Below are 21437 nucleotides of genomic sequence, written 5' to 3'. Positions count from 1 at the left end.
GCCCTGCGCCGCACGGGTTTTTTATCGCCTGAATCGCACTTTTTGCAACTTCTCGGCCGCGGGCTCTAGGCCGGACGGATCTTGTGCTATATGATAAAAAATTCAGATGGTTAACGGGGGACAAATCACAATGACGGGAAAAAAAATGCAACGGGGTTTTCGTTTGGCGCTTTGCGCGGCGGCGATCGGCGCCTGTATGAGCAGCGCCATGGCGGCGCAGGTTCCCCCGGGCACCGCGCTGGCGGACAAACAGGAAATCGTGCGCCACATTAAAGACGAACCGGCCTCGCTCGACCCGATCAAAGCGGTGGGCTTGCCGGAGGCGCAGCTGGCGCGCGATCTGTTCGAAGGGTTGGTCAACCAGGACGCCACCGGGAAAGTGATCCCCGGCGTCGCCACCCGCTGGCAGACCAGCGATAACCAGACTTATATTTTCCATCTGCGCAAAGACGCGCGCTGGTCAAACGGTGACCCTGTCACTGCGAAGGATTTCGTCTACAGCTGGCAACGGCTGGTCGAGCCGAAAAACCTGTCGCCGTTCGCCTGGTTCGCCCAGCTGGCGGGGATCCAGAACGCCGAGCAGATCATCAGCGGCAAGCTGCCGGCCGATCGCTTGGGCGTGTCGGCGCCCGATGACTACACGCTGAAGGTGCAGCTGGATAAGCCGGTGCCGTACTTCGTCAGCCTGACGGCCAATTTCAGCCTGTTCCCGGTGAATAAGGCGGTGGTGGAAAAATACGGCAACGACTGGACCAAGGTCGGCAATCTGGTGGGCAACGGCGCGTTCAAACTGCAGGAGCGGGTGGTGAACGAGAAGTTGGTGCTGACGCCTAATGACCATTACTGGGATCATGCGCGCACCGTGCTGACCAAAGTGACCTTCGTGCCGATCAATCAGGAATCCAACGCCACCAAGCGCTACCTGGCGGGCGACATCGACATCACCGAATCCTTCCCGAAAAATATGTATCAGAAGCTGCTGAAAGACATTCCGGGGCAGGTGTACACCCCGGATCAGCTCGGCACCTATTACTACGCGTTCAACACCCAGCGCGCGCCGACCAACGACGTGCGGGTGCGTCAGGCCTTGTCCTACGCCATCGATCGCAAGATTATCGCGGAAAAAGTGTTGGGCACCGGCGAAAAACCGGCCTACCACTTTACGCCGGACGTGACCGCCGGGTTCAAACCGGAAGCGAGCTTGCTGCAACAGCAATCGCAGGCGGAGCTGGACGCACAGGCCAAGGCGTTGCTGCAGGCGGCCGGTTACGGCCCGAACAACCCGCTGAAGCTGACGCTGCTGTATAACACTTCGGAAAGCCACCAGAAGATCGCCATCGCCGTGGCCTCGATGTGGAAGAAAAAGCTGGGGATTGACGTCAAGTTGCAAAACCAGGAGTGGAAGACCTATATCGACAGCCGCAATACCGGCAATTTCGATGTGATCCGCGCCTCCTGGGTGGGGGATTATAACGAGGCGTCGACCTTCCTGTCGCTGTTGACCTCAACCCACAGCGGCAACATCGCCAAATTCAAGAGCGCGGACTATGACAAGCTGTTGGCGCAGGCGGGGCGGGAAACCAACCCGGCGGCGGTGACCGCCGATTACAACAAGATGGAACAGATCATTGCCGATCAGGCGCCGATCGCGCCGATATATCAATACACTAACGGCCGCCTGATCAAACCGTGGGTAAAAGGCTACCCGATCACCAATCCGGAAGACGTGGCCTACAGCCAGACGATGTATATCATCAAACACTGAACCGGTTTATTTATCGCCCCCGGCTAATGCGGGGGCTTTATTTTTTCGGCGCTGCAATGGCGAAGGTAATTAATTTTTCCACGCGATAAACCCCGTTTAATAATAAACAGGGCGGCTATCATCACATTATTGTTTCGCTATTTCAGAGTGCGGCTACGCTTATAGGCAGTCCCGCATGGCATCCACCACCACGCGGCCGCTCATATCGGTTTGAGTGATGCGGTAGCTGGTGGGGTAAGAGCGGCGGGTGCTGAAACGATCGTGAACGGAAACCTTGCCAATTTGCAGGCCGGCGGCGTTTTTCACGACAAACTCACTGATCTCTTCCTGGCCCTGGTTTTGCAAATGAATATTGCTGATTTTTTCCAACGTATCGCTGGCGTTTATTTTTAAATGGTCGCGTAACATAACTACCTCCTCGTAGTGAGAAAAGTATATGCCCCTAAAATTTGCGCTGAAACAGCTTTGTGTTGATTTATTATTATCATTTTGAATTAAAATTGATAGCAATATGTTAAGTCATAATAATAACGGCATTGCCAGCGCTTTATCGGCGATATTGTCTGATTTATCGGCGGTGGTTTATTTCATTGCCGTTATTATTAGTCTGCATTAATGGGAAAGAGCGCCGGCCTGGCCGCCGGAGCCGGAAAGACACAGGTGACGTTGTGCCCACAGCCGGGTACGATCGTTAACCGATGCGGTTTATCCGGAGCCAGATAACGTCGATCATAGTCAGCATAGGCCAGGGCGCGCTGCAGCCGATAGGGACCCTGTAGCTCGGCGGCGCAGGACTTGTCGAGTATCCGATAGTAGGCACCCGGTGCGGCGCCAGTATCATCGGCGGCGGCCAGATAGGTGATATCGGCGGCGGCGTAGCGCCGGCGGGCCGCGTCGGCGCTAAGCTGCAGGTGAGCGGGAAGCGTTTCCAGGCCGTATTTCCAGCGGTTGGCCTGTGGACACTGTCCGGCGTCCGCCGTTTGCCAGTGAAAACGGCACGTTTTTTCACTGGTGCAGTTCTCCCAGTTTGTCGGCTGGGGCCGCAGGCTGTCAAAATAGAGCCAGCTGCCGGGATCGGCCACCACATAGCGCACACGCACTCCGTCCGGCGGGTTGGCGAAGCCAACATAATGCTGCACGAACTGGGCGCCGGCGGAAAAACCGGCCAGGGTTATCGTCTGCAGCGACGGCCAGCGCCGGTGCAGATCGGCCAACAGCTTATCCATGGCGTTGAACGAACCGGTTTTCCCACCATTATCCAAACCGCCTTCGATCCAGGAGCCACAGCGCCACAGGGCATCGCCGTCTTGTGGCCGGGGCAGGCCGGTGGAATGGCAGTGTGTGGCGAGTTTTTCCGGTACCTGGAACAGCGGGGCGGCCAGCAGGGTATCGCTTCCCGCTCCTGCTGCTTGCGCGGCGTCGATCGCCGCCTGCAGCGTTTTCGCGGCATCGCGCGGGTGACCGTGTATCACCACCAGTGCGCTTCGCGGCTGTACGCTGTGCTCATGGGCGACATAGTAAGTGACATCGCCGGCCGCCGTCGTTACGTGAAAAGGCGTGGAGATGCGCCCCAGCGTCGGTTCTGCATGCAGCGGTTGGCTGGTGAACAGCGTGGCCGCTACCACGGTACTGAGCAGGCGGCGCAGAGCCGTCAGGATCGATGCAGAATGTATTGCGCCTGATTCAGTACTTCCCGCCATTTTTGCTCCTCTGTTTGCGCTGATGTTTCCTCGACTGAAGTATAGAGCACGCTTTTCGTTCGTTGTGCAAACTGGCGTTACAGCTTGGCCTTTGATCTCCAAGGCGTTAACGCTAGACTCAGCAACATAAGCAAGACTTGAGGGGATAAATGAATGGATGTGATTGAGGGGAGCGAGCTGCAGGTCGCCGATGCGGTTTACGCCTACCAGTTGGACGGTAAGGGGGGCGTAACGTCGATCGAGCAGGATGACAAGATTACCTGCGACGCACCGTGCTGGCTGCATCTTGATTACGCGCAGCCGGCCAGCGCCGAATGGCTGAGCACCACACCGTTATTGCCGGACTCGGTGCGTGAAGCGCTCTCCGGCGAAAGCTCACGGCCGCGCGTCAGTCGCCAGGGCGAAGGCACCATGATCACCCTGCGCAGCATCAACTTCAACGCCAACTCGCGGCCGGATCAGCTGGTCACCATCCGCGTGTACATCACCGACAAACTGATTCTCTCCACCCGGCATCGCAAGGTCTATTCCATCGATCAGGTGGTGAACGATCTGCAAAGCGGCGCCGGGCCAACCAACAGCGGCAACTGGCTGGTGGAAATTTCCGATGCGTTGACCGATCATACCAGCGAATTCATCGAAGATCTGCACGACCGGATTATCGACCTGGAGGACGCATTGCTGGAGCAGCAGGTGCCGGAGCGCGGCCAGCTGGCATTGATCCGTAAACAGCTGATCGTGTTGCGTCGTTACATGGCGCCGCAGCGCGACGTCTTCGCGCGGCTGGCCAGCGACCGCCTGCCGTGGATGAGCGATGACGATCGCCGCCGCATGCAGGACATCGCCGATCGGCTGGGGCGGGGATTGGACGATCTGGACGGCAGCATCGCGCGCACCGCCATATTGTCCGACGAAATCACCACGGTGATGGCCGACGCGATGAACCGCCGCACTTACACCATGTCATTGTTGGCGATGGTATTTTTGCCCACCACCTTCCTGACCGGGCTGTTCGGCGTCAACCTGGGCGGCATCCCGGGCAACACGGCGTCATTTGGTTTCGGTACCTTCTGCCTGATGCTGTTGGCGCTGGTAGGAGGCGTAGCCTGGTGGCTGAAGCGCAGCCGCTGGCTATAGGCAAAAATGATGAAAACCCGGTTAACATTGAGCAATATCAACATTTAGCCGGGGCAAATGGGGCATGATCTCTCTCGCAGGTGAATGCAACGTCAAGCGATGGGCGTTGCGCTCCATAATTGTCTTACTTTCTTATTTTTGAATTACTGCATAGCACATTTGATTCGTACAATGCCGGTTTAATCACCGGCATTTTTTTATTCCACTTTCTCGCTTCCTCAGGCTGCGCTTTCATCCCAGAAGCTGGCTTCAATCTTGTGCCCATCCAAATCACGGACAAAGCAGCCGTAGTAGGCCTCGCCGTAGTGCGGCCGCGAACCGGGCGTGCCTTCATCGACGGCGCCGGCCAGCAGCGCCTGGCGATGGAACTCATCTACCTGTTGCTTGCTGGTGGCGAAAAAGCCGACGTGCGTGCCGTTGCCGAGCGAGGCGGGGTGGCCGTCGATCGGCACCTGCAACCAGAACTCCGGGTAGTCGCGGCCATAACCGATAGCACCGGGATGCTCCAGCACGCGTCGGCAACCCAGGGCGGCCAGCGTGCGATCGTAAAAGGCGGCGGCGGCAGCGAAATCGTTGGTGCCAAGCGAGACGTGGGACAGGCAGGGGGTGATATTCATTGCGCGATCTTCATATGACTGTATAAATACACAGTATAGGGTAAAAACGGCACAGCCCAGTAAAATTTGCGCAAACTGTGAACAGGATCGAGAGCGTCGAGAGAGAGAAATGTCGCCGCTTGCAGGGGGCAAGCGGCGAAGGGCGTTATTTGATTTCCAGCACGTTCAAACGCTCCGGCGCAGGCGCTGCGTCATCCACGTCTTCCGGCTGCCAACCGACCGGCTGCATCGGAATGTCTTCACGATCGAAGGCCAAATCGCCGCCGTCCACCACGGCGCTACCGTGTTGGATGCCTTTGAAATCGAACAGGTTGATATCGCTCAGATGCGAAGGCACCACGTTTTGCATGGCGCTGAACATGGTTTCCAACCGGCCCGGGTAACGTTTGTCCCAGTCGCGCAGCATATCGCCGATGACCTGGCGCTGCAGGTTAGGCTGTGAGCCGCACAGGTTGCATGGGATGATCGGGAATTCTTTGGCGATCGAGAAACGCTCGATGTCTTTCTCGCGGCAATAGGCCAGCGGGCGAATGACCACGTGCTTGCCGTCGTCGCTCATCAGCTTGGGCGGCATGCCTTTCATCTTGCCGCCGTAGAACATATTGAGGAACAGCGTCTGCAGAATGTCGTCGCGGTGGTGACCCAGCGCGATCTTGGTGGCACCCAGCTCGGTGGCGGTGCGGTACAGAATACCGCGGCGCAGGCGCGAGCACAGTGAGCAGGTGGTTTTGCCTTCCGGGATCTTGTCTTTGACGATGCTGTAGGTGTTCTCTTCGACGATCTTGTACTCCACCCCCAGGCTTTCCAGGTAGGCGGGCAGAATATGCTCCGGGAAGCCGGGTTGCTTCTGATCGAGGTTTACCGCGATCAGCGAGAAGTTGACCGGCGCGCTCTGCTGCAGATTGCGCAGGATTTCCAGCATGGTGTAGCTGTCTTTGCCGCCGGACAGGCAGACCATGATGCGGTCGCCTTCTTCAATCATATTGAAATCGGCGATCGCTTCGCCCACGTTGCGGCGCAGGCGCTTTTGCAATTTGTTCAGGTTGTATTGCTCTTTTTGGCTAACGGATTGCTTTTCTGACATTTAAATCGTGCTCATTCTCAATGGGGGGCACTAGGGGCATGGCGTTTTAGACCGCAAGTTTACCATTCAACCGGTCGATTTTGATCATTATTCATCATCATGCATCCATACACCCGACGCGAGGCCTGTATGGTACGGATTGCGCGCAGGAATGCCAGCAGGTTTTATCGCTACGGCTTGCGTCAGCGGTAAAAAACAGGGCGCGAATCGCTCGCGCCCTGATGGGGTTACTCGGCGGCGGATTTTTCCGCCTTGCCGGCCAGCAGGCTGAGGAAGTCGTATTTCTCCTTCAGCTCTTTCTCCGCGGCCTGGTACAGCGCGCTGGCCACTTCCGGCTGCTGCGAGTTCAGGCGACGGAAGCGCTGCTCGTTCAGCAGTGTTTCAGCCAGGCTGCTGTTCGGCGGCCGGGAGTCCAGCGCCAATGCGGCCTTGCCCTCGGCGCTGCGGCGCGGATCGAAGCGGTACAGCGGCCAGAAGCCGGTGGCGGTCAGCTGTTTCATCTGATCGTGGCTGAGCGCCAGATCGTAGCCGTGCTCTTCGCACGGGCTGTAGGCGATGATCAGCGACGGCCCCGGATAGGCCTCGGCTTCCTGAATCGCTTTCACCGTTTGATTGAGCTGCGCCCCCAGCGAGATTTGCGCGACGTAGACATGGCCATACATCATCATGCTGACGCCCAGATCCTTGCGCGCCTTGCGTTTGCCGTGTTCGCCGAATTTGGTCACCGCGCCGAGCGGTGTGGCCTTCGACTGCTGGCCGCCGGTATTGGAGTAGCACTGGGTGTCGAGCACCAGCACGTTGACGTTCTCGGTCAGGCTGAGAACGTGATCCAAACCACCGAAGCCGATGTCGTAGGCCCAGCCGTCACCGCCGATCAGCCAGATGGATTTATCCACCAGATAGTCGGCATCGGCCGCCAGCTGACGCGCGTCTGCGCCTTCAATACTCGCAAGTTGCGTGCGCAATTCGGCGATTTGCTTACGGCGCGGCTCCGGCGCCACGTCGGCCATCTGCAGAGCGTTGACCAACTGCTCCGGCAGCTGCGGCGCCAGCGCGTTCAGCAGGCGCAGCACCCGCGCGCGATGTTGATCGACCGTCAGGCGGAAGCCCAGGCCGAATTCGGCGTTGTCCTCGAACAGCGAGTTGGCCCACGCCGGCCCGCGCCCTTCGGCGTTGGTGGTATACGGCGTGGTCGGCAGGTTGCCGCCGTAAATTGACGAGCAGCCGGTGGCGTTGGCGATCAGCAAACGATCGCCGTAGAGCTGGGTCAACAGTTTGATGTACGGCGTTTCGCCGCAGCCGGAACAGGCGCCGGAGTACTCGAACAGCGGCGTGATCAGTTGCGAGGTGCGAATGTCGATGCGCTCCAGCTGCGCCGGATCGATTTCCGGCAGCTGCAGGAAGAAGTCGTAGTTGTCTTTTTCCGCCGTCAGATTATCGAGGCGCGAAGCCATGTTAATCGCCTTGATCTCCGGGTTCTGGCGATCTTTCGCCGGGCAGACCTCGACGCACAGGTTGCAGCCGGTACAATCTTCCGGTGCCACTTGCAGAACGTATTTTTGCCCGCGCATATCGCGCGCTTTCACATCCAGAGACTGCAGAGAAGCGGGCGCGTGTTCCATCTCGGCCGGCTGAACCACCTTGGCGCGAATGGCGGAGTGCGGGCAGGCGGCGACGCAGTGGTTGCACTGGGTACAGAGATCGGGCTGCCAGACCGGGATCTCTTCGGCGATGTTGCGCTTTTCCCACTGGGTGGTGCCCACCGGCCAGGTGCCATCCGGCGGGAAGGCGGAAACCGGCAGCGCATCACCCAGCCCGGCCAGCATCGCCGCGGTAACGGTTTTGACGAAGTCCGGGGCGGCGTCCGAGACCACCGGCGGGCGCATCGGGCTGCTGCCGTCGACCGGCTGCAGCGGAATTTCAATCAGCGCGCTGCGGGTGGCGCCCAGCGCCTGCCAGTTGCGCTCGACGATCTCTTGGCCCTTGCTGCTGTAGCTGCGGGCGATGGCGTCCTGCAGCTGTTGCAGCGCCACGTCGCTCGGCAAGATCTGCGTCAGATGGAAGAACGCCATCTGCATCACGGTGTTGATGCGTGCGCCGAGCCGGCATTCACGCGCCAGCTTGGCGGCGTTGATGATATAGAAACGCGCCTGGCGTTGGTGCAGCAGTGCCTGAACCTCCTGCGGCAGGCGCGACCAGACCTCGTCGGCGCCGTAAGGGGTATTGAGCAGGAAGGTGCCGCTGGGCTTCAGGCGTTCGACCATCTGGTACTTATCGATAAACTGCAGCTGGTGGCAGCCGACGAAGTCCGCGCGGCTGACCAGATAGGCCGAGTTGATCGGCTGCTCGCTGACGCGCAGGTGCGATACCGTCAGGCCGCCGGCCTTTTTGGAGTCGTAGACGAAATAGCCCTGGGCATACAGCGGCGTGGCGTTGCCGATGATTTTGATGTTGTTCTTGGTGGCCGAGACCGAGCCGTCGCTGCCTAAACCGTAGAACAGTGCTTCCAGCGAGGCGCGCTGCGGCAGGATTTCGTCGCTCAGCGGCAGCGAAAGGCCGGTGACATCATCGAAGATGCCGACGGTGAAACGCGGGCGCGGCTGCGGCTGCGCCAACTCGCGGAACACCGCCAGCGCACAGTCCGGGCCGAACTCTTTCGACGACAGCCCGTAACGGCCGCCGATCACCCGCGGCAGCGTGGCGCGCTCCCCCTGGCTGTAGGCTTCCGCCAGCGCGGTCATCACGTCCAGATACAGCGGTTCGGCCAGCGCGCCCGGTTCTTTGGTACGGTCGAGCACCGCGACGCTGCGCACGCTGTCGGGCAGCGCGCCGAGCAGGTGTTTGGCGGAGAACGGCCGGAACAGCCGAACTTTCAGCACGCCGACTTTCTCGCCGCGGGTCAGCAGGGTGTCGATCACTTCTTCGCAGGTGCCGGCGGCGGACCCCATCACCACCACCACGCGCTCGGCCTGCGGATGGCCGTAATAGTCGAACGGCCGATAGTGACGGCCGGTGAGGGCGGCGAAGGCTTCCATGGCCGCGATCACGTGCTGACCGGTGGCGTCATACCACGGGTTGGTGGCTTCGCGGGACTGGAAATAGGTATCCGGGTTGGCGGAAGTGCCGCGCACCACCGGATGATCCGGCGACAGCGCCCGGCTGCGGTGAGCGTCGATCGCTCCCTGCGGCAGCATTTGTCGCAGCGTATCGTCGCTCAGCGGCACGATCTTGTTGATTTCGTGCGAGGTGCGGAACCCATCGAAGAAATGAATAAACGGCACGCGCGCGTTGAGGGTGGCGGTCTGCGAGATCAACGCGAAGTCCTGCGCTTCCTGCACGCTGCCGGCGCACAGCATGGCGCAGCCGGTCTGGCGTACCGCCATCACGTCCGAATGGTCGCCGAAGATCGACAGCGCGTGCGTAGCCACGGTGCGCGCGGCGACGTGCAGTACGAATGGCGTCAGCTCGCCGGCCAGTTTGTACAGCGTGGGGATCATCAGCAGCAGACCCTGCGATGAGGTGAACGAGGTCGACAGCGCACCGGTCTGCAAAGCGCCGTGCACGGTGGCGATCGCGCCGCCTTCCGACTGCATTTCCACCACCCGGGGGATATCGCCCCAGATATTTTGCCGGCCATCGCCGGACCAGGCGTCCGCCTGCTCAGCCATGGTAGAACTCGGCGTGATAGGGTAGATGGCAATCACTTCGTTGGTGCGATAGGCCACGGAAGCGACTGCATTATTACCATCTGTAGTTATCATCGATGTTACCTTTTCATTGCTCACAAAGCCGCGAAAGCACGCTTTCGCAGTAATGGAAAAAAGTCTAACAGAGGGTTTGAACGTGGCTTTATCGCATTTGTGTGGCGAGCGATAAATCGGCAATGCGGCCGGGGGCGGCTATTTTCCCTGTGGAGAAACGTCACGCCAATAAATTGTTTTCGCCGTTTAAAGACAATTTATTTCCGGCGGGTCATAATTGCCTATCGGTAAACTGACAGAAGAAAACCATGAGCGCATTTATGTATTTAGCGATGGCGATCGTCGCAGAAGTGATCGCCACCACCATGTTGAAAGCCTCCGAGGGTTTTACCCGCCTGTGGCCGTCGTTGCTGGTAGTGCTGGGCTACGGCGTGGCATTTTGGGGGCTGTCGATGGTGGTGAAAAGCATGCCGTTGGGCATCGTGTACGCGATCTGGTCGGGCATGGGGATCGTGCTGGTGTCGGTTGCTGCGGTATTCGTTTATCAGCAAAAATTGGATTGGCCGGCGATCGTCGGCATGGGATTAATTATTGCCGGCGTGCTGGTGATTAATTTACTGTCGAAAGCCTCGGTGCACTGAGTGTTATTTTGATGTAAAAAAAAGCCGGCGTGACAGCGAGCCGCGCCGGTTGAAGAATTCAGCCATCATTCACTGAAAATAGTGGAATGCTAATTAGTTAGCGCCGTCAGCATAGACGTAAATATCGTTCTCTCCGGTAGCAAAAAATGCGCCGTCATGGCGAAAGCACGCGGGGCTAATTAATACCCATATCGCCGCTAAAAGCGGCGCAGCCGGCAGCGGTGACGTTATCACTTTCTGCCTGCCTCCGGGCCCAGACCGCGGGTGGCGCCGTCACGTTTGGCGCTTCGCGCCGCGGCGGAAATATTCTGCAAACAAAATAAATGTCCGGCCGGCGCAAAAAACGATAAATAATGGCCGGAATATATTTTCATTATTTATATATCGAGCTAGATTAAACAAGTTTGCATCAAAGATAGCGAAACGTGTCCGCCAAGTGACGCGCGTTATCAGCAATGGCGATTTTACACAGCGCAGTTCCGGGTTCAGGAGTGGGATAATGACGACATCAAAATGGCTGCTTGCCAGCGCCGTGCTGCTTTTAGCCGCCTGCAGCAGCAATAACGAAGAGCCAGTACAGCAGGGTAACAGTGCCAGAATCAATACGTTGCAGACCAGCGCCGGTTGCGCGGCGGTCGGCGGCGTCACCACCATCGCGCACAACTTGAACGGCGAAGCGCTGCGCATGTGCCAGATGCCGAACGGCAAACAGTGTGAGGAACGCACGCTGGGCCTGGGCAGCTGCGCCGGATAAGCCCGCGGCGCCTGACCCGGCGCGCAGGTCAATACACCCAGTCGCGCAGGGTATAAACCAGCGTGTGGCCGCTGCCGCTCAGCGTCAGCCGTTGGGCGTTTAGCGTCACGTCGGCGCCGTTTTCCAGCACGGCGCCGATGACGTGATCCCAGCGGTTGCGCTGCGCATCAGGGCACAGCTTGCGCGTCGTGGCCAGCGGTTTCACTGTCAGCACACCGTCGCGTAATTGCCCCTGCCCGAAGAAGCGGTTGCACATCGTGCCGGACACGTGCAGGTGCTCGCCGAACTCCAGATTGAGCAGGCCGCTGCCCGTTGGGGCTTTTGCCGCTTCACCATCCACGCTCTGCAACACGAAATTATGATGCAGCAGGTCGCCGGGCGTGACGGTCGCGTGCGGTTTCATATTGCACCCCGCTAAGGCCAACGCCGCCAGGGCGGTCGTCGTGACTTTTCTCATCGTCGCTCTCTCAAATAAACAGGGCGCCTTGGCGGCGCCCTGAGATCAGGTTCAGGCGTTCAACTGGTTCGGGCAGGTTTCGCCGCGATCCAACTGGCTGATGTTCTGCAGCGTGGTTTGCGAAATGCTGGTCAGCGCCTCTTCGGTCAGGAAGGCCTGATGGCCGGTGAACAGCACGTTATGGCAGGCCGACAGGCGGCGGAACACGTCATCCTGAATCACGTCGTTAGACTTGTCTTCAAAGAACAGGTCGCGCTCGTTCTCGTAGACATCCATCCCCAGCGCGCCGATTTTCTGTTGCTTCAGCGCGTCGATGGCGGCGGTCGAGTCAATCAGCGCGCCGCGGCTGGTGTTGATCACCATGACGCCGTTTTTCATCATCGCGAAAGCGTCGGCATTCAGCAGATGGTGGTTTTCCGGCGTCAGCGGGCAATGCAGGGTGATCACGTCGGACTGTGCGTACAGCGTTTTCAGATCGACATATTCTGCACCCAGCTCCAGCGCCTGTTCGCTCGGGAATGGATCGTAGGCCAGCAGCTTCATGCCGAAGCCTTTCAGAATGCGCATCGTCGCCACGCCGATTTTACCGGTGCCGATCACGCCGGCGGTGCGGTTGTGCATGTTAAAACCGATCAGCCCTTCCAGCGAGAAGTTGGCGTCGCGGGTGCGTTGATAGGCGCGGTGAATACGGCGGTTCAGGCACATCATCATGCCAATAGTGTGTTCCGCCACGGCCTCCGGCGAGTAGGCCGGCACGCGCACCACCTTGATGCCCAGTTCTTTGGCGGCGTCCAGATCGACGTTATTAAAGCCGGCGCAGCGCAGGGCGAGGATCTCGACCCCCAGCGCCGCCAGTTCTTCGAGCACTTCACGGCTGCCGTCGTCGTTGACGAAGATACACACCGCCTTGCACCCGGCGGCCGTTTTGGCGGTTTTTTTGCTGAGTAAAAAGTCGAAGAATTCCAGCTCATAGCCAAACTGCTGATTCACCAGTTCGAGATATTTACGGTCATACTGTTTGGTACTGTATATCGCCAATTTCATCGTGGTTTCTCCACCGTGATTTTGTGATCAATTTAACAGATTTTAGTAAATTCGACAATTGGTTAGCCATTTCCGACAGGGTCAAAATCGCCGCTGTCGGGCTGCGCTGGGGGCTTGGTACGGTGAAGGGAAGGCGACGGTGGTGGCGAGTGACAAAAAAATCCCCACGGGGGTGTGGGGAATGGCTTCTCTAGTACACAGTTAGCTAGCAGCTAAACTTTTATTAGAATGCTTGCAAGACTATTAATCATCAACGGTAACGACAATAACAAAAGTCTGAAAACTGTCTCATTCATGTGATGTATATGTAACGAAAATCTACAATCCCGCATACGTTTGCGCCAAAAAGGTGCAAATCGCCTCTGCGACCGCGCTCAGCTTCACCCTATGTCAAATTCGTGCCATCATTATTGTCAATTCAGGCATAGACTTAACGAATGCCTAACTCAGGAACGAAGCAATCATTTAATGACCAGGCGATTGAAAGTATTCATAGGGACGGTGGCGGGCGGCGCAATCCTGGTGCTGGCGTTGTGGCAAACCTTGCCGCGCTGGCTGCCGGGGGTGTTATCGCATTGGTTGCCGGCGGGAAGCCGACTGGAATTGCAGGGCGGATTGCATTGGCGCCAGGGCGGTCTGGCGTTGGCGGGGGCGCGTTTCAGCGCGCAAGATTGCCTGCTGGCCAACGTCGGGCCGACGCGACTGGCTTACCGGCAAGGCCGCTGGCAGCTGTCGAGCGATAAGGTCAGCGTCGATAGCGCCTGTTTGTCAAAACTGCCGGGCGGCGACGACAACAGCACGCCGCTGGCGCTCGACCAGCTGCAGCGGCAGCTGCCGCCGCTGGATCTCACGATTAACGATCTGACGCTCATTCCCTGGCAGCGCTATGCCGGCAAACTGCAGCTTACCTCCGGCACTGATGGGCAACGCCTGCATTATCAGGGGCCGAATCTCAGCGCCGAGGCGCAACTGGATGAAAAACAGCAGCTGACGTTGCAGAGCCTGACCGTCCTCCCGCCCAACAGTGCGCAACCGCTGCACCTCGCCGGCAAGATAACCATTCCGCTGGATCTGGCCAGCCTGCCGTCGCAGGGCGCGTTGCAGGGGGAAATGCAGACCGCCTATCTGGAAAAACCGGTGTTGCTGGACATGCGCTGGCAACAGCAGCAGGGCGTGTTGACGGTGAGCGAAAAAGGCGACGATCGGCCGCTGGCGGTGTTGCCGTGGGAAGTGACGCCGCAGCGCGTCAGCATCAAGCAGGGCGAGTGGCGCTGGCCGTACAGCGGGCAACCGTTGAACGGCGGCCTGAGCGTCGCGCTGCACGACTGGAGCAAAGGGCTGGATGAAACAGAGATCAGCGCGCGACTGAACGTGATCACCGCCGGCCACAATGGCAAGGGCAATGCGGTGCTGACCCTCGGGCCGGGCAAGGTAGGCTTGACCGACAGCGATCTGCGTTTCCAACTGACCGGCCAGGCCAATCTGGCCGACTTCTCCACCACGGCGTCGATCCCGGGTGTGATCGGCGGCAGCATTCTCAACCCGACGCTGGTGCTGCAGCCGGGCTCGCTGCTGCGCCTGTGGGGCAAAGTGTCCCCGGAAATGAAGCTGGACGAGGCGCGCTTGCCGCTGGCGGGGGTGAAAGTGACCGCCGCCGGTATCACCGGCCGTCTGCAGGCGATTTTGAGCGCCAGCGACAGTTACTGGGGGCGTTTCAAGCTGCACCTGGATGGCCAGGCGCAGGATTTCTGGCCAGACAAGGGCGACTGGCAATGGCGTTACTGGGGTAATGGCCGTTTGCCGCCGCTGCAGGCCGCCTGGGACGTGGCCGGCAGCGGCCGCTGGCAGGACAGCGAGCTGGTGCTCGACAAGCTTTCCACCGGCTTCGATAAATTGAAGTATGGCCTGGTGACGGTCGCCGCGCCGCGCTTGAGCCTCAATCAGCCGCTGCGCTGGCAGCGTGATGAACAAAACCCGCAGTTCAACGGCGAATTACAACTGGCGGCGGATAAGGTCAGCTTCAGCGACGGCGGCCATCTGCCGGCGCCGGTGCTGGCGCTGCAGCTGAATGGCCGTTCGCCGGACAGTTTCCAGCTGCAGGGCAAACTGCAGGCGCAGCAGATCGGGCCGATCGCGCTGCGCGGCCGTTGGGACGGCGAACGCCTGCGCGGTGAGGGCTGGTGGCCGAAACAGTCGCTGAAGGTCTTCCAGCCGCTGCTGGCGCCGGATCTTAATCTCACGCTGCGCGACGGCGAATTTTACGCCCAGTCGGCGTTCTCCGCCGCCCGCGAACAAGGGTTCGAGGCCGGTGGCCACTGGGTGGTGAAAAACGGTGGCATGTGGCTGAAAGACGGGGAAATGAGCGGCCTGGACTTCATCCTGTCGTACCGGTTCAAGCAGCATCAGTGGCAATTGGGGGCTAAACAGCCGGTATCGCTGCGCATCAAGTCTTTCACCAACCTGTTCGAGATGCAGAACATTTCCGCCGATCTGCAGGGCACCTATCCTTACAGCGAAGGGCGGCCGCTGACGTTGAGCAACGTCGGCGTGGACATGCTCAACGGCCATATCAGCCTGTCGGCGCTGCGGTTGCCGCAGCATGACGCCGCGGTGCTGAAGCTGGACAAGGTCGATCTCAGCGCGTTGTTCACCGCCCTGAAACCCAAGCAGTTCGCGATGTCCGGCCGGGTCGACGGCGAGCTGCCGCTGTTCCTGAACCACCCGAAATGGCTGGTGCAAAACGGCTGGATCGCCAACGCCGGCACACTGACGCTGCGGCTGGACAAAGACATGGCCGACGCCATCGGCAGCAATAACCTGGCGACCGGCGCGGCGATCGACTGGCTGCGCTACATGGAAATCAACCGTTCGCACGCCCGGGTCGATCTCGATAACCTGGGCGAGCTGACGCTGAGCGCGCGTATCGACGGCATTAACCCGCAGAAGAGCGCCAAGCGCGAGGTGATCCTGAACTATCGCCATCAGGAAAACGTGTTTCAGCTGTGGCGCAGTTTGCGCTTCGGCGACAATTTACAGGAGTGGCTGGAGCAGGCCCTCTCACAACCTGGGGAACAACAATGAAAATCATGAGTGTGTCGGCGCTGGCAGCGGTGCTGTGCGTTTCGCTGCTGAGCGGCTGTGTGCCGCGCATCGAGGTGGCGACGCCGAAGGATCCGATCACCATCAATATGAACGTCAAGATCGAGCATGAGATTCATATCAAGGTGGATAAGGACGTCGAAAACCTGCTGAAAACCCAAAGCGGTCTGTTCTAGGAGCCGACATGAAAAAACGTTATGTGTGGCTGGCTGGCGCCGCCTGGCTGTTCAGCAGCGTGGCGATGGCACTGACGCTGGATGAGGCGAAGCAGCAAGGGCGGGTGGGCGAAACCCTGAGCGGCTATATTGCGCCGGTGAAACAGGATGCGGAAACGCTGGCGCTGGTGAAGCGCATCAACGCCGGCCGCGCCGAGAAGTATCAGGAAGTGGCGGACGGCAACCATATCGCCGTCGACGAAGTGGCACGCATGGCCGGGCAGAAGCTGGTGACGCGTGCGCAGAGCGGCGAGTATGTGCGCGGCATCAACGGCCAGTGGCTGAAGAAATAAAAAAAAGCGCGCCGTCTGGCGCGCCAAGAGATACGGATAGATGATTATTATGAGGGTAGTGCAGGTTTGACAGGACTGACGTCTTGTCCGGCAGGGGCATGGCGCCCCTGCGCGGGATCTTAGGCGGCAACCACCTGAGACAGGGCCGCTTTGGCGTCTTCCTGGGCTTTGGTGGCCACTTCCGGGCCGTAGGCGATGCCTTCCGCGAAGACGAACTCCACGTCGGTGATGCCGATGAAGCCCAGGAACAGACGCAGGTAAGGTTCTACCAGGTCGGTTGGGGTGCCTTTATGGATACCACCGCGGCTGGTCAGGATCACGGCGCGTTTGTTTTTCACCAGGCCTTCCGGACCGTTTTCGGTGTAGCGGAAGGTTACGCCGGCGCGGGCAACCAGATCGAAATAGTTTTTCAGCTGGGTCGGGATGTTGAAGTTGTACATCGGGGCGGCAATCACGATGACGTCATTGGCCTGCAGCTCGGCGATCAGTTCGTCCGACAGCGCCAGCGCTTCTTGTTGACGCGGAGTCAACGGAGCATCGGAAGGACGCAGTGCGCCAACCAGTTCGCCGTCCAGCACCGGGATTGGCTGTGCGGCCAGATCGCGTACGGTGATGGTGTCGCCGCTGTGGGCGTTGCTCCATTGCTCTACGAAGAAATCGGCCAGTTGGTTAGACTGAGAGTAGGTCGCCAGGATGCTTGATTTCAGAACCAATACTTTGCTCATCGATAATTCCTTACGTTGTGACAGTGACATCAGGACTCAGCGTCCCTTGCATGAAGTACATGCTATTCACATTCCTCCGACAGTGATAGCGCAATATTTCGAGATCTTCGTTCGATTTTATTGAATGACATGCCGAGGCTTTGCTCGCGGAAGTAGGGCGAAAAAGCCGTTTGTGATACGCTGTGCGGCTAAAGCAAAAAAATCGCTAAAAAAACATTAAACCGTTGCTAAGCCTGGTCTTGGCCGCGATGAAACAAGGAACACCGAACGTGAAATCTCCGCTCGAGGCACTGCCGGCCCAACTGGGCGAGCTGATGCTCCGCGATCAACAACGCCTGCGTCGTCGCCTGCAGGGCGCACGAAAAATCAAAAATCCCGATGCCCAGCTGGCGGTCGCCGCCGAAGTCGAAAGCGACATCGCGGCGGCGCGGCAGAAAGTGCAGGCGCGCGCCGCGTCTTGCCCGCGCATTTCCTACCCGGAAAGCCTGCCGGTCAGTCAGAAAAAGCAGGACATTTTAAACGCTATCCGCGATCACCAGGTGGTGATCGTCGCCGGGGAGACCGGCTCGGGGAAAACCACCCAGTTGCCGAAGATCTGTCTGGAGCTGGGGCGTGGGGTGAAAGGGCTGATCGGCCACACCCAGCCGCGCCGCCTGGCAGCGCGCACCGTCGCCAACCGCATCGCCGACGAGCTGGAAACCCCGCTCGGCGGCAGCGTCGGTTACAAGGTGCGCTTCAACGATCAGGTGGGGGAAAACACCCTGGTCAAGCTGATGACCGACGGCATCTTGCTGGCGGAGATTCAGCAGGATCGCCTGCTGATGCAGTACGACACGCTGATCATCGATGAAGCGCACGAGCGCAGTCTTAACATCGACTTTATTCTCGGCTATCTGCGTGAACTGCTGCCGAAGCGCCCGGATCTCAAGGTGATCATCACTTCGGCGACCATCGATCCGCAGCGCTTCTCGCGCCACTTCAACAATGCGCCGATCATCGAGGTTTCCGGCCGCACTTACCCGGTGGAAGTGCGTTACCGCCCGGTGGTCGACGACGACGACGATACCGATCGCGACCAGCTGCAGGCGATTTTCGATGCGGTGGACGAGCTTGGGCGCGAAGGGCCGGGCGACATTCTGATCTTCATGAGCGGTGAGCGTGAAATTCGCGACACTGCCGATGCCCTGAACCGCCTCAATCTGCCGCACACCGAGGTGCTGCCGCTGTATGCGCGCCTGTCGAACAGCGAACAGAACCGGGTGTTCCAGTCGCACCACGGCCGCCGCATCGTGCTGGCCACCAACGTGGCGGAAACTTCGCTGACGGTGCCGGGCATCAAGTACGTCATCGATCCGGGCACCGCGCGCATCAGCCGCTACAGCTTCCGTACCAAGGTGCAGCGCCTGCCGATCGAGCCGGTGTCGCAGGCTTCCGCCAACCAGCGTAAAGGGCGTTGCGGCCGCGTGTCGGAAGGGGTGTGCATTCGCTTGTATTCCGAACAGGACTTCCTGTCGCGGCCGGCGTTTACCGATCCGGAGATCCTGCGCACCAACCTGGCGTCGGTCATTCTGCAGATGACCTCGCTGGGGCTGGGCGACATCGCCGCGTTTCCGTTCGTCGAAGCGCCGGACAAGCGCAACATTCAGGATGGCGTGCGCCTGCTGGAAGAGCTGGGGGCGATCTCCACCGCCGACAACGGCCATTACCAGCTGACGCCGCAGGGCCGGCAGCTGGCGCAGTTGCCTATCGACCCGCGTCTGGCGCGCATGGTGCTGGAAGCGCAGAAGAGCGGCAGCGTGCGCGAGGTGATGATCATCACCGCCGCGCTGTCGATTCAGGATCCGCGTGAGCGTCCGATGGACAGGCAGCAGGCTTCGGATGAAAAACACCGTCGCTTTGCCGACAAAGACTCGGATTTCCTGGCGTTCGTCAATCTGTGGGATTATCTGCAGGAGCAGCAAAAAGCGAACTCTTCCAGCCAGTTCCGCCGGCTGTGCCGCAACGATTTCCTCAACTACCTGCGGGTGCGCGAGTGGCAGGATATCTATACCCAGCTGCGTCAGGTGGTGAAAGAGCTGGGGCTGCCGATCAACAGCACGCCTTCCGACTACCGCAGCGTGCATACCGCGTTGCTGACCGGCCTGCTGTCGCACATCGGTCAGAAGGATGCGGACAAGCAGGAATACACCGGCGCGCGCAACGCCCGCTTCTCGATCTTCCCCGGCTCCGGCCTGTTCAAGAAGCCGCCGAAGTGGACCATGGTGGCCGAATTGGTGGAAACCAGCCGCCTGTGGGGGCGCATCGCCGCGCGCATCGAACCGGAATGGATCGAGCCGCTGGCTCAGCATCTGGTGAAGCACAGCTACAGCGAGCCGCATTGGTCGAAGTCGCAAGGGGCGGTGATGGCCAGCGAAAAGGTCACGCTGTTCGGTCTGCCGATCGTCGCGGCGCGCCAGGTCAACTATGGCTCCATCGATCCATTGCTGTGCCGTGAGCTGTTTATCCGCCATGCGCTGGTGGAGGGCGACTGGCAGACGCGCCACGCCTTCTTCCGTGAAAACCAAAAGCTGCGCGCCGAAGTGGAAGAGCTGGAGCATAAATCGCGCCGCCGCGACATTCTGGTGGACGACGAAACGCTGTTCGGCTTCTACGATCGCCGTATCCCCAACGATGTGGTCTCCGGCCGTCATTTCGACAGCTGGTGGAAGAGCGCGGCCAAACAGCAGCCGGATCTGCTGAACTTTGAAAAAGAGATGCTGATCAAGGATGGCGCCAACAAGATCAGCGCGCTGGACTACCCGAACTTCTGGCATCAGGGCAATCTCAAGCTGCGGCTGAGCTACCAGTTCGAACCGGGCACCGACGCCGATGGCGTGACGGTGCACATTCCGTTGCCGATCCTCAATCAGGTGGAGGAGCAGGGCTTCGAGTGGCAGATCCCCGGCATCCGCCGTGAGCTGGTGATCGCGCTGATCAAGTCGCTGCCGAAACCGGTGCGCCGCAACTTCGTGCCGGCACCGAACTACGCCGAAGCGTTCCTCGGCCGGGTTACGGCGCTGGAATTGCCGCTGCTGGACGCGCTGGAGCGCGAGCTGCGGCGCATGACTGGCGTGACCGTGTCACGTGATGACTGGCAGTGGGATCAGGTGCCCGATCACCTGAAAATGACTTTCCGCGTGGTGGGCGAGAAGAACCAGACGCTGCGTGAAGGCAAAGATTTGGCCGCTCTGCGTCTGCAGCTGAAAGAGAAGGTGCAGGAGACGCTGTCGGCGGTGGCCGATGACGGGCTGGAACAGAGCAATCTGCATGTCTGGAGCTTTGGCCAACTGCCGGCGTTCTACGAGCAGAAGCGCGGCGGCTATTCGATGAAGGCCTACCCGGCGCTGGTGGATGAGAAGGACAGCGTGGCGATCCGTCTGTTCGACAGCGAAAGCGAGCAGCAACAGGCGATGTGGCAAGGTACGCGCCGTCTGCTGCTGCTGAATATTCCTTCGCCGATTAAGTACCTGCATGAAAAGCTGCCGAACAAGGCCAAGCTGGGGCTTTATTTCAACCCGTACGGCAAGGTGCTGGAGCTGATCGACGACTGCATTTCGTGCGGCATCGACAAGCTGATCGCCGAACACGGCGGCCCGGTCTGGCAGGAAGAAGGCTTTGCGCGTTTGCAAGAGCAGATCCGCGCCGAGCTGAACGACACGGTGGTTGAGGTGGCCAAGCAGGTTGAGCAGATCCTGACGGCGGTCTTCAACATCAACAAGCGGCTGAAAGGCCGGGTGGACATGTCGTTGGCGCTGGCGCTGTCGGACATCAAGACTCAGCTCGGCGGCCTGGTCTACCGCGGCTTCGTCACCGGCAACGGATGGAAACGCCTGCCGGACACGCTGCGTTACCTGCAGGCTATCGAGCGCCGGCTGGAGAAACTGGCTATCGATCCGCACCGCGATCGCGCGCAGATGCTGCGGGTGGAGCAGGTGCAGCAGGCATGGCAGCAGTGGCTGAACAAGCTGCCGCCGAAGCGGCAGCAGGAAGAAGAGGTGAAAGCGGTGCGCTGGATGATCGAGGAACTGCGCGTCAGCCTGTTCGCGCAGCAGCTGGGCACGCCTTACCCGATCTCCGACAAACGCATTCTGCAAACTATCGAGCAGCTTTCGGGCTAAACGCTGGCGCGCCGGTCGGCAAGCGGCCGGCGCGTTATCTGCCGTGCA

At 59.7% G+C, this 21437-nt stretch carries 16 protein-coding genes; 8 read left to right on the top strand and 8 right to left on the bottom strand.

From position 1 onward, the window contains the following. Positions 1-130 precede the first annotated feature (130 nt). Positions 131-1765, top strand: a complete 1635-nt coding sequence (locus ATE40_RS09710) for a peptide ABC transporter substrate-binding protein (RefSeq protein ID WP_026036095.1) — start codon at positions 131-133, stop codon at positions 1763-1765. 159 nt (positions 1766-1924) lie between these two features. Here the strand turns inward: ATE40_RS09710 and ATE40_RS09705 are convergent, their stop codons facing one another. Then, a complete protein-coding gene (locus tag ATE40_RS09705; RefSeq protein ID WP_004930507.1) occupies positions 1925-2173 on the bottom strand; it encodes a hypothetical protein in 249 nt (82 codons plus the stop codon). Positions 2174-2367: 194 nt separating this feature from the next. Further along, complete coding sequence (locus ATE40_RS09700; RefSeq protein ID WP_084799148.1) at positions 2368-3465, bottom strand: hypothetical protein; 1098 nt, start codon at positions 3463-3465, stop codon at positions 2368-2370. Between the two features lie 153 nt (positions 3466-3618). Here ATE40_RS09700 and zntB point away from each other — a divergent pair, with 153 nt between their 5' ends. Then, on the top strand, positions 3619-4602 hold the full coding sequence (gene zntB / locus ATE40_RS09695) for a zinc transporter ZntB (RefSeq protein ID WP_063919559.1): 984 nt from the start codon (positions 3619-3621) through the stop codon (positions 4600-4602). A gap of 218 nt (positions 4603-4820) precedes the next feature. On the opposite strand, the gene ATE40_RS09690 is transcribed toward zntB, so the two are convergent. The 3 genes from ATE40_RS09690 to nifJ form a co-directional block, all read right to left on the bottom strand. Next, entirely contained in the window at positions 4821-5219 is a 399-nt protein-coding gene (locus ATE40_RS09690; RefSeq protein ID WP_063919558.1) for a VOC family protein, read from the bottom strand. A 145-nt stretch (positions 5220-5364) separates the two neighbouring features. Beyond that, positions 5365-6303 (bottom strand): tRNA 2-thiocytidine(32) synthetase TtcA, encoded by a 939-nt coding sequence (gene ttcA, locus ATE40_RS09685; protein WP_063919557.1) that lies wholly within the window; start codon positions 6301-6303, stop codon positions 5365-5367. A 227-nt stretch (positions 6304-6530) separates the two neighbouring features. Then, entirely contained in the window at positions 6531-10064 is a 3534-nt protein-coding gene (nifJ, locus tag ATE40_RS09680) for a pyruvate:ferredoxin (flavodoxin) oxidoreductase (RefSeq protein ID WP_063919556.1), read from the bottom strand. Positions 10065-10312: 248 nt separating this feature from the next. Here nifJ and ssmE point away from each other — a divergent pair, with 248 nt between their 5' ends. Continuing rightward, positions 10313-10645 carry a multidrug efflux SMR transporter SsmE gene (ssmE, locus tag ATE40_RS09675; protein ID WP_025159776.1) on the top strand — a complete coding sequence of 111 codons (333 nt, stop codon included), beginning with the start codon at positions 10313-10315 and terminating at the stop codon, positions 10643-10645. A 499-nt stretch (positions 10646-11144) separates the two neighbouring features. Next, on the top strand, positions 11145-11399 hold the full coding sequence (locus tag ATE40_RS09670) for a DUF333 domain-containing protein (RefSeq protein WP_015377999.1): 255 nt from the start codon (positions 11145-11147) through the stop codon (positions 11397-11399). A 28-nt stretch (positions 11400-11427) separates the two neighbouring features. Here ATE40_RS09670 and hslJ read toward each other — a convergent pair whose 3' ends face one another. After that, complete coding sequence (gene hslJ / locus ATE40_RS09665) at positions 11428-11856, bottom strand: heat shock protein HslJ (protein WP_063919555.1); 429 nt, start codon at positions 11854-11856, stop codon at positions 11428-11430. Between the two features lie 51 nt (positions 11857-11907). After that, entirely contained in the window at positions 11908-12900 is a 993-nt protein-coding gene (locus tag ATE40_RS09660; protein ID WP_019452652.1) for a 2-hydroxyacid dehydrogenase, read from the bottom strand. Between the two features lie 468 nt (positions 12901-13368). Between ATE40_RS09660 and ATE40_RS09655 the strand changes: the two genes are divergently transcribed. Genes ATE40_RS09655 through ATE40_RS09645 form a run of 3 tightly spaced genes read left to right on the top strand, consistent with a single transcriptional unit; the run spans position 13369 to position 16507 of the window. Beyond that, on the top strand, positions 13369-15981 hold the full coding sequence (locus ATE40_RS09655) for a YdbH family protein (protein ID WP_063919554.1): 2613 nt from the start codon (positions 13369-13371) through the stop codon (positions 15979-15981). Then, a complete protein-coding gene (locus ATE40_RS09650) occupies positions 15978-16175 on the top strand; it encodes a YnbE family lipoprotein (protein WP_004930472.1) in 198 nt (65 codons plus the stop codon). The genes ATE40_RS09655 and ATE40_RS09650 overlap by 4 nt, the downstream gene beginning before the upstream one ends. An 8-nt stretch (positions 16176-16183) precedes the next feature. Next, positions 16184-16507: a YdbL family probable chaperone protein gene (locus tag ATE40_RS09645; protein ID WP_015377995.1), complete on the top strand. Its 324-nt coding sequence runs from the start codon at positions 16184-16186 to the stop codon at positions 16505-16507. Positions 16508-16626: 119 nt separating this feature from the next. Here ATE40_RS09645 and azoR read toward each other — a convergent pair whose 3' ends face one another. Continuing rightward, positions 16627-17232 carry an FMN-dependent NADH-azoreductase gene (azoR, locus tag ATE40_RS09640; protein WP_019452650.1) on the bottom strand — a complete coding sequence of 202 codons (606 nt, stop codon included), beginning with the start codon at positions 17230-17232 and terminating at the stop codon, positions 16627-16629. A 269-nt stretch (positions 17233-17501) separates the two neighbouring features. Between azoR and hrpA the strand changes: the two genes are divergently transcribed. Continuing rightward, entirely contained in the window at positions 17502-21389 is a 3888-nt protein-coding gene (hrpA, locus tag ATE40_RS09635) for an ATP-dependent RNA helicase HrpA (RefSeq protein WP_071891997.1), read from the top strand. Positions 21390-21437 lie beyond the last annotated feature (48 nt).

This window comes from Serratia surfactantfaciens, assembly GCF_001642805.2.
Classification (GTDB): domain Bacteria; phylum Pseudomonadota; class Gammaproteobacteria; order Enterobacterales; family Enterobacteriaceae; genus Serratia; species Serratia surfactantfaciens.
This window is presented reverse-complemented; position numbering and strand designations above follow the sequence as displayed.

Excerpts from the sequence above, each read along its gene's own strand:
- ATE40_RS09710 (WP_026036095.1), top strand. The coding sequence starts at position 131 with ATGACGGGAAAAAAAATGCAACGGGGTTTTCGTTTGGCGCTTTGCGCG.
- ATE40_RS09705 (WP_004930507.1), bottom strand. The coding sequence starts at position 2,173 with ATGTTACGCGACCATTTAAAAATAAACGCCAGCGATACGTTGGAAAAA.
- ATE40_RS09700 (WP_084799148.1), bottom strand. The coding sequence starts at position 3,465 with ATGGCGGGAAGTACTGAATCAGGCGCAATACATTCTGCATCGATCCTG.
- zntB (WP_063919559.1), top strand. The coding sequence starts at position 3,619 with ATGGATGTGATTGAGGGGAGCGAGCTGCAGGTCGCCGATGCGGTTTAC.
- ATE40_RS09690 (WP_063919558.1), bottom strand. The coding sequence starts at position 5,219 with ATGAATATCACCCCCTGCCTGTCCCACGTCTCGCTTGGCACCAACGAT.
- ttcA (WP_063919557.1), bottom strand. The coding sequence starts at position 6,303 with ATGTCAGAAAAGCAATCCGTTAGCCAAAAAGAGCAATACAACCTGAAC.
- nifJ (WP_063919556.1), bottom strand. The coding sequence starts at position 10,064 with ATGATAACTACAGATGGTAATAATGCAGTCGCTTCCGTGGCCTATCGC.
- ssmE (WP_025159776.1), top strand. The coding sequence starts at position 10,313 with ATGAGCGCATTTATGTATTTAGCGATGGCGATCGTCGCAGAAGTGATC.
- ATE40_RS09670 (WP_015377999.1), top strand. The coding sequence starts at position 11,145 with ATGACGACATCAAAATGGCTGCTTGCCAGCGCCGTGCTGCTTTTAGCC.
- hslJ (WP_063919555.1), bottom strand. The coding sequence starts at position 11,856 with ATGAGAAAAGTCACGACGACCGCCCTGGCGGCGTTGGCCTTAGCGGGG.
- ATE40_RS09660 (WP_019452652.1), bottom strand. The coding sequence starts at position 12,900 with ATGAAATTGGCGATATACAGTACCAAACAGTATGACCGTAAATATCTC.
- ATE40_RS09655 (WP_063919554.1), top strand. The coding sequence starts at position 13,369 with ATGACCAGGCGATTGAAAGTATTCATAGGGACGGTGGCGGGCGGCGCA.
- ATE40_RS09650 (WP_004930472.1), top strand. The coding sequence starts at position 15,978 with ATGAAAATCATGAGTGTGTCGGCGCTGGCAGCGGTGCTGTGCGTTTCG.
- ATE40_RS09645 (WP_015377995.1), top strand. The coding sequence starts at position 16,184 with ATGAAAAAACGTTATGTGTGGCTGGCTGGCGCCGCCTGGCTGTTCAGC.
- azoR (WP_019452650.1), bottom strand. The coding sequence starts at position 17,232 with ATGAGCAAAGTATTGGTTCTGAAATCAAGCATCCTGGCGACCTACTCT.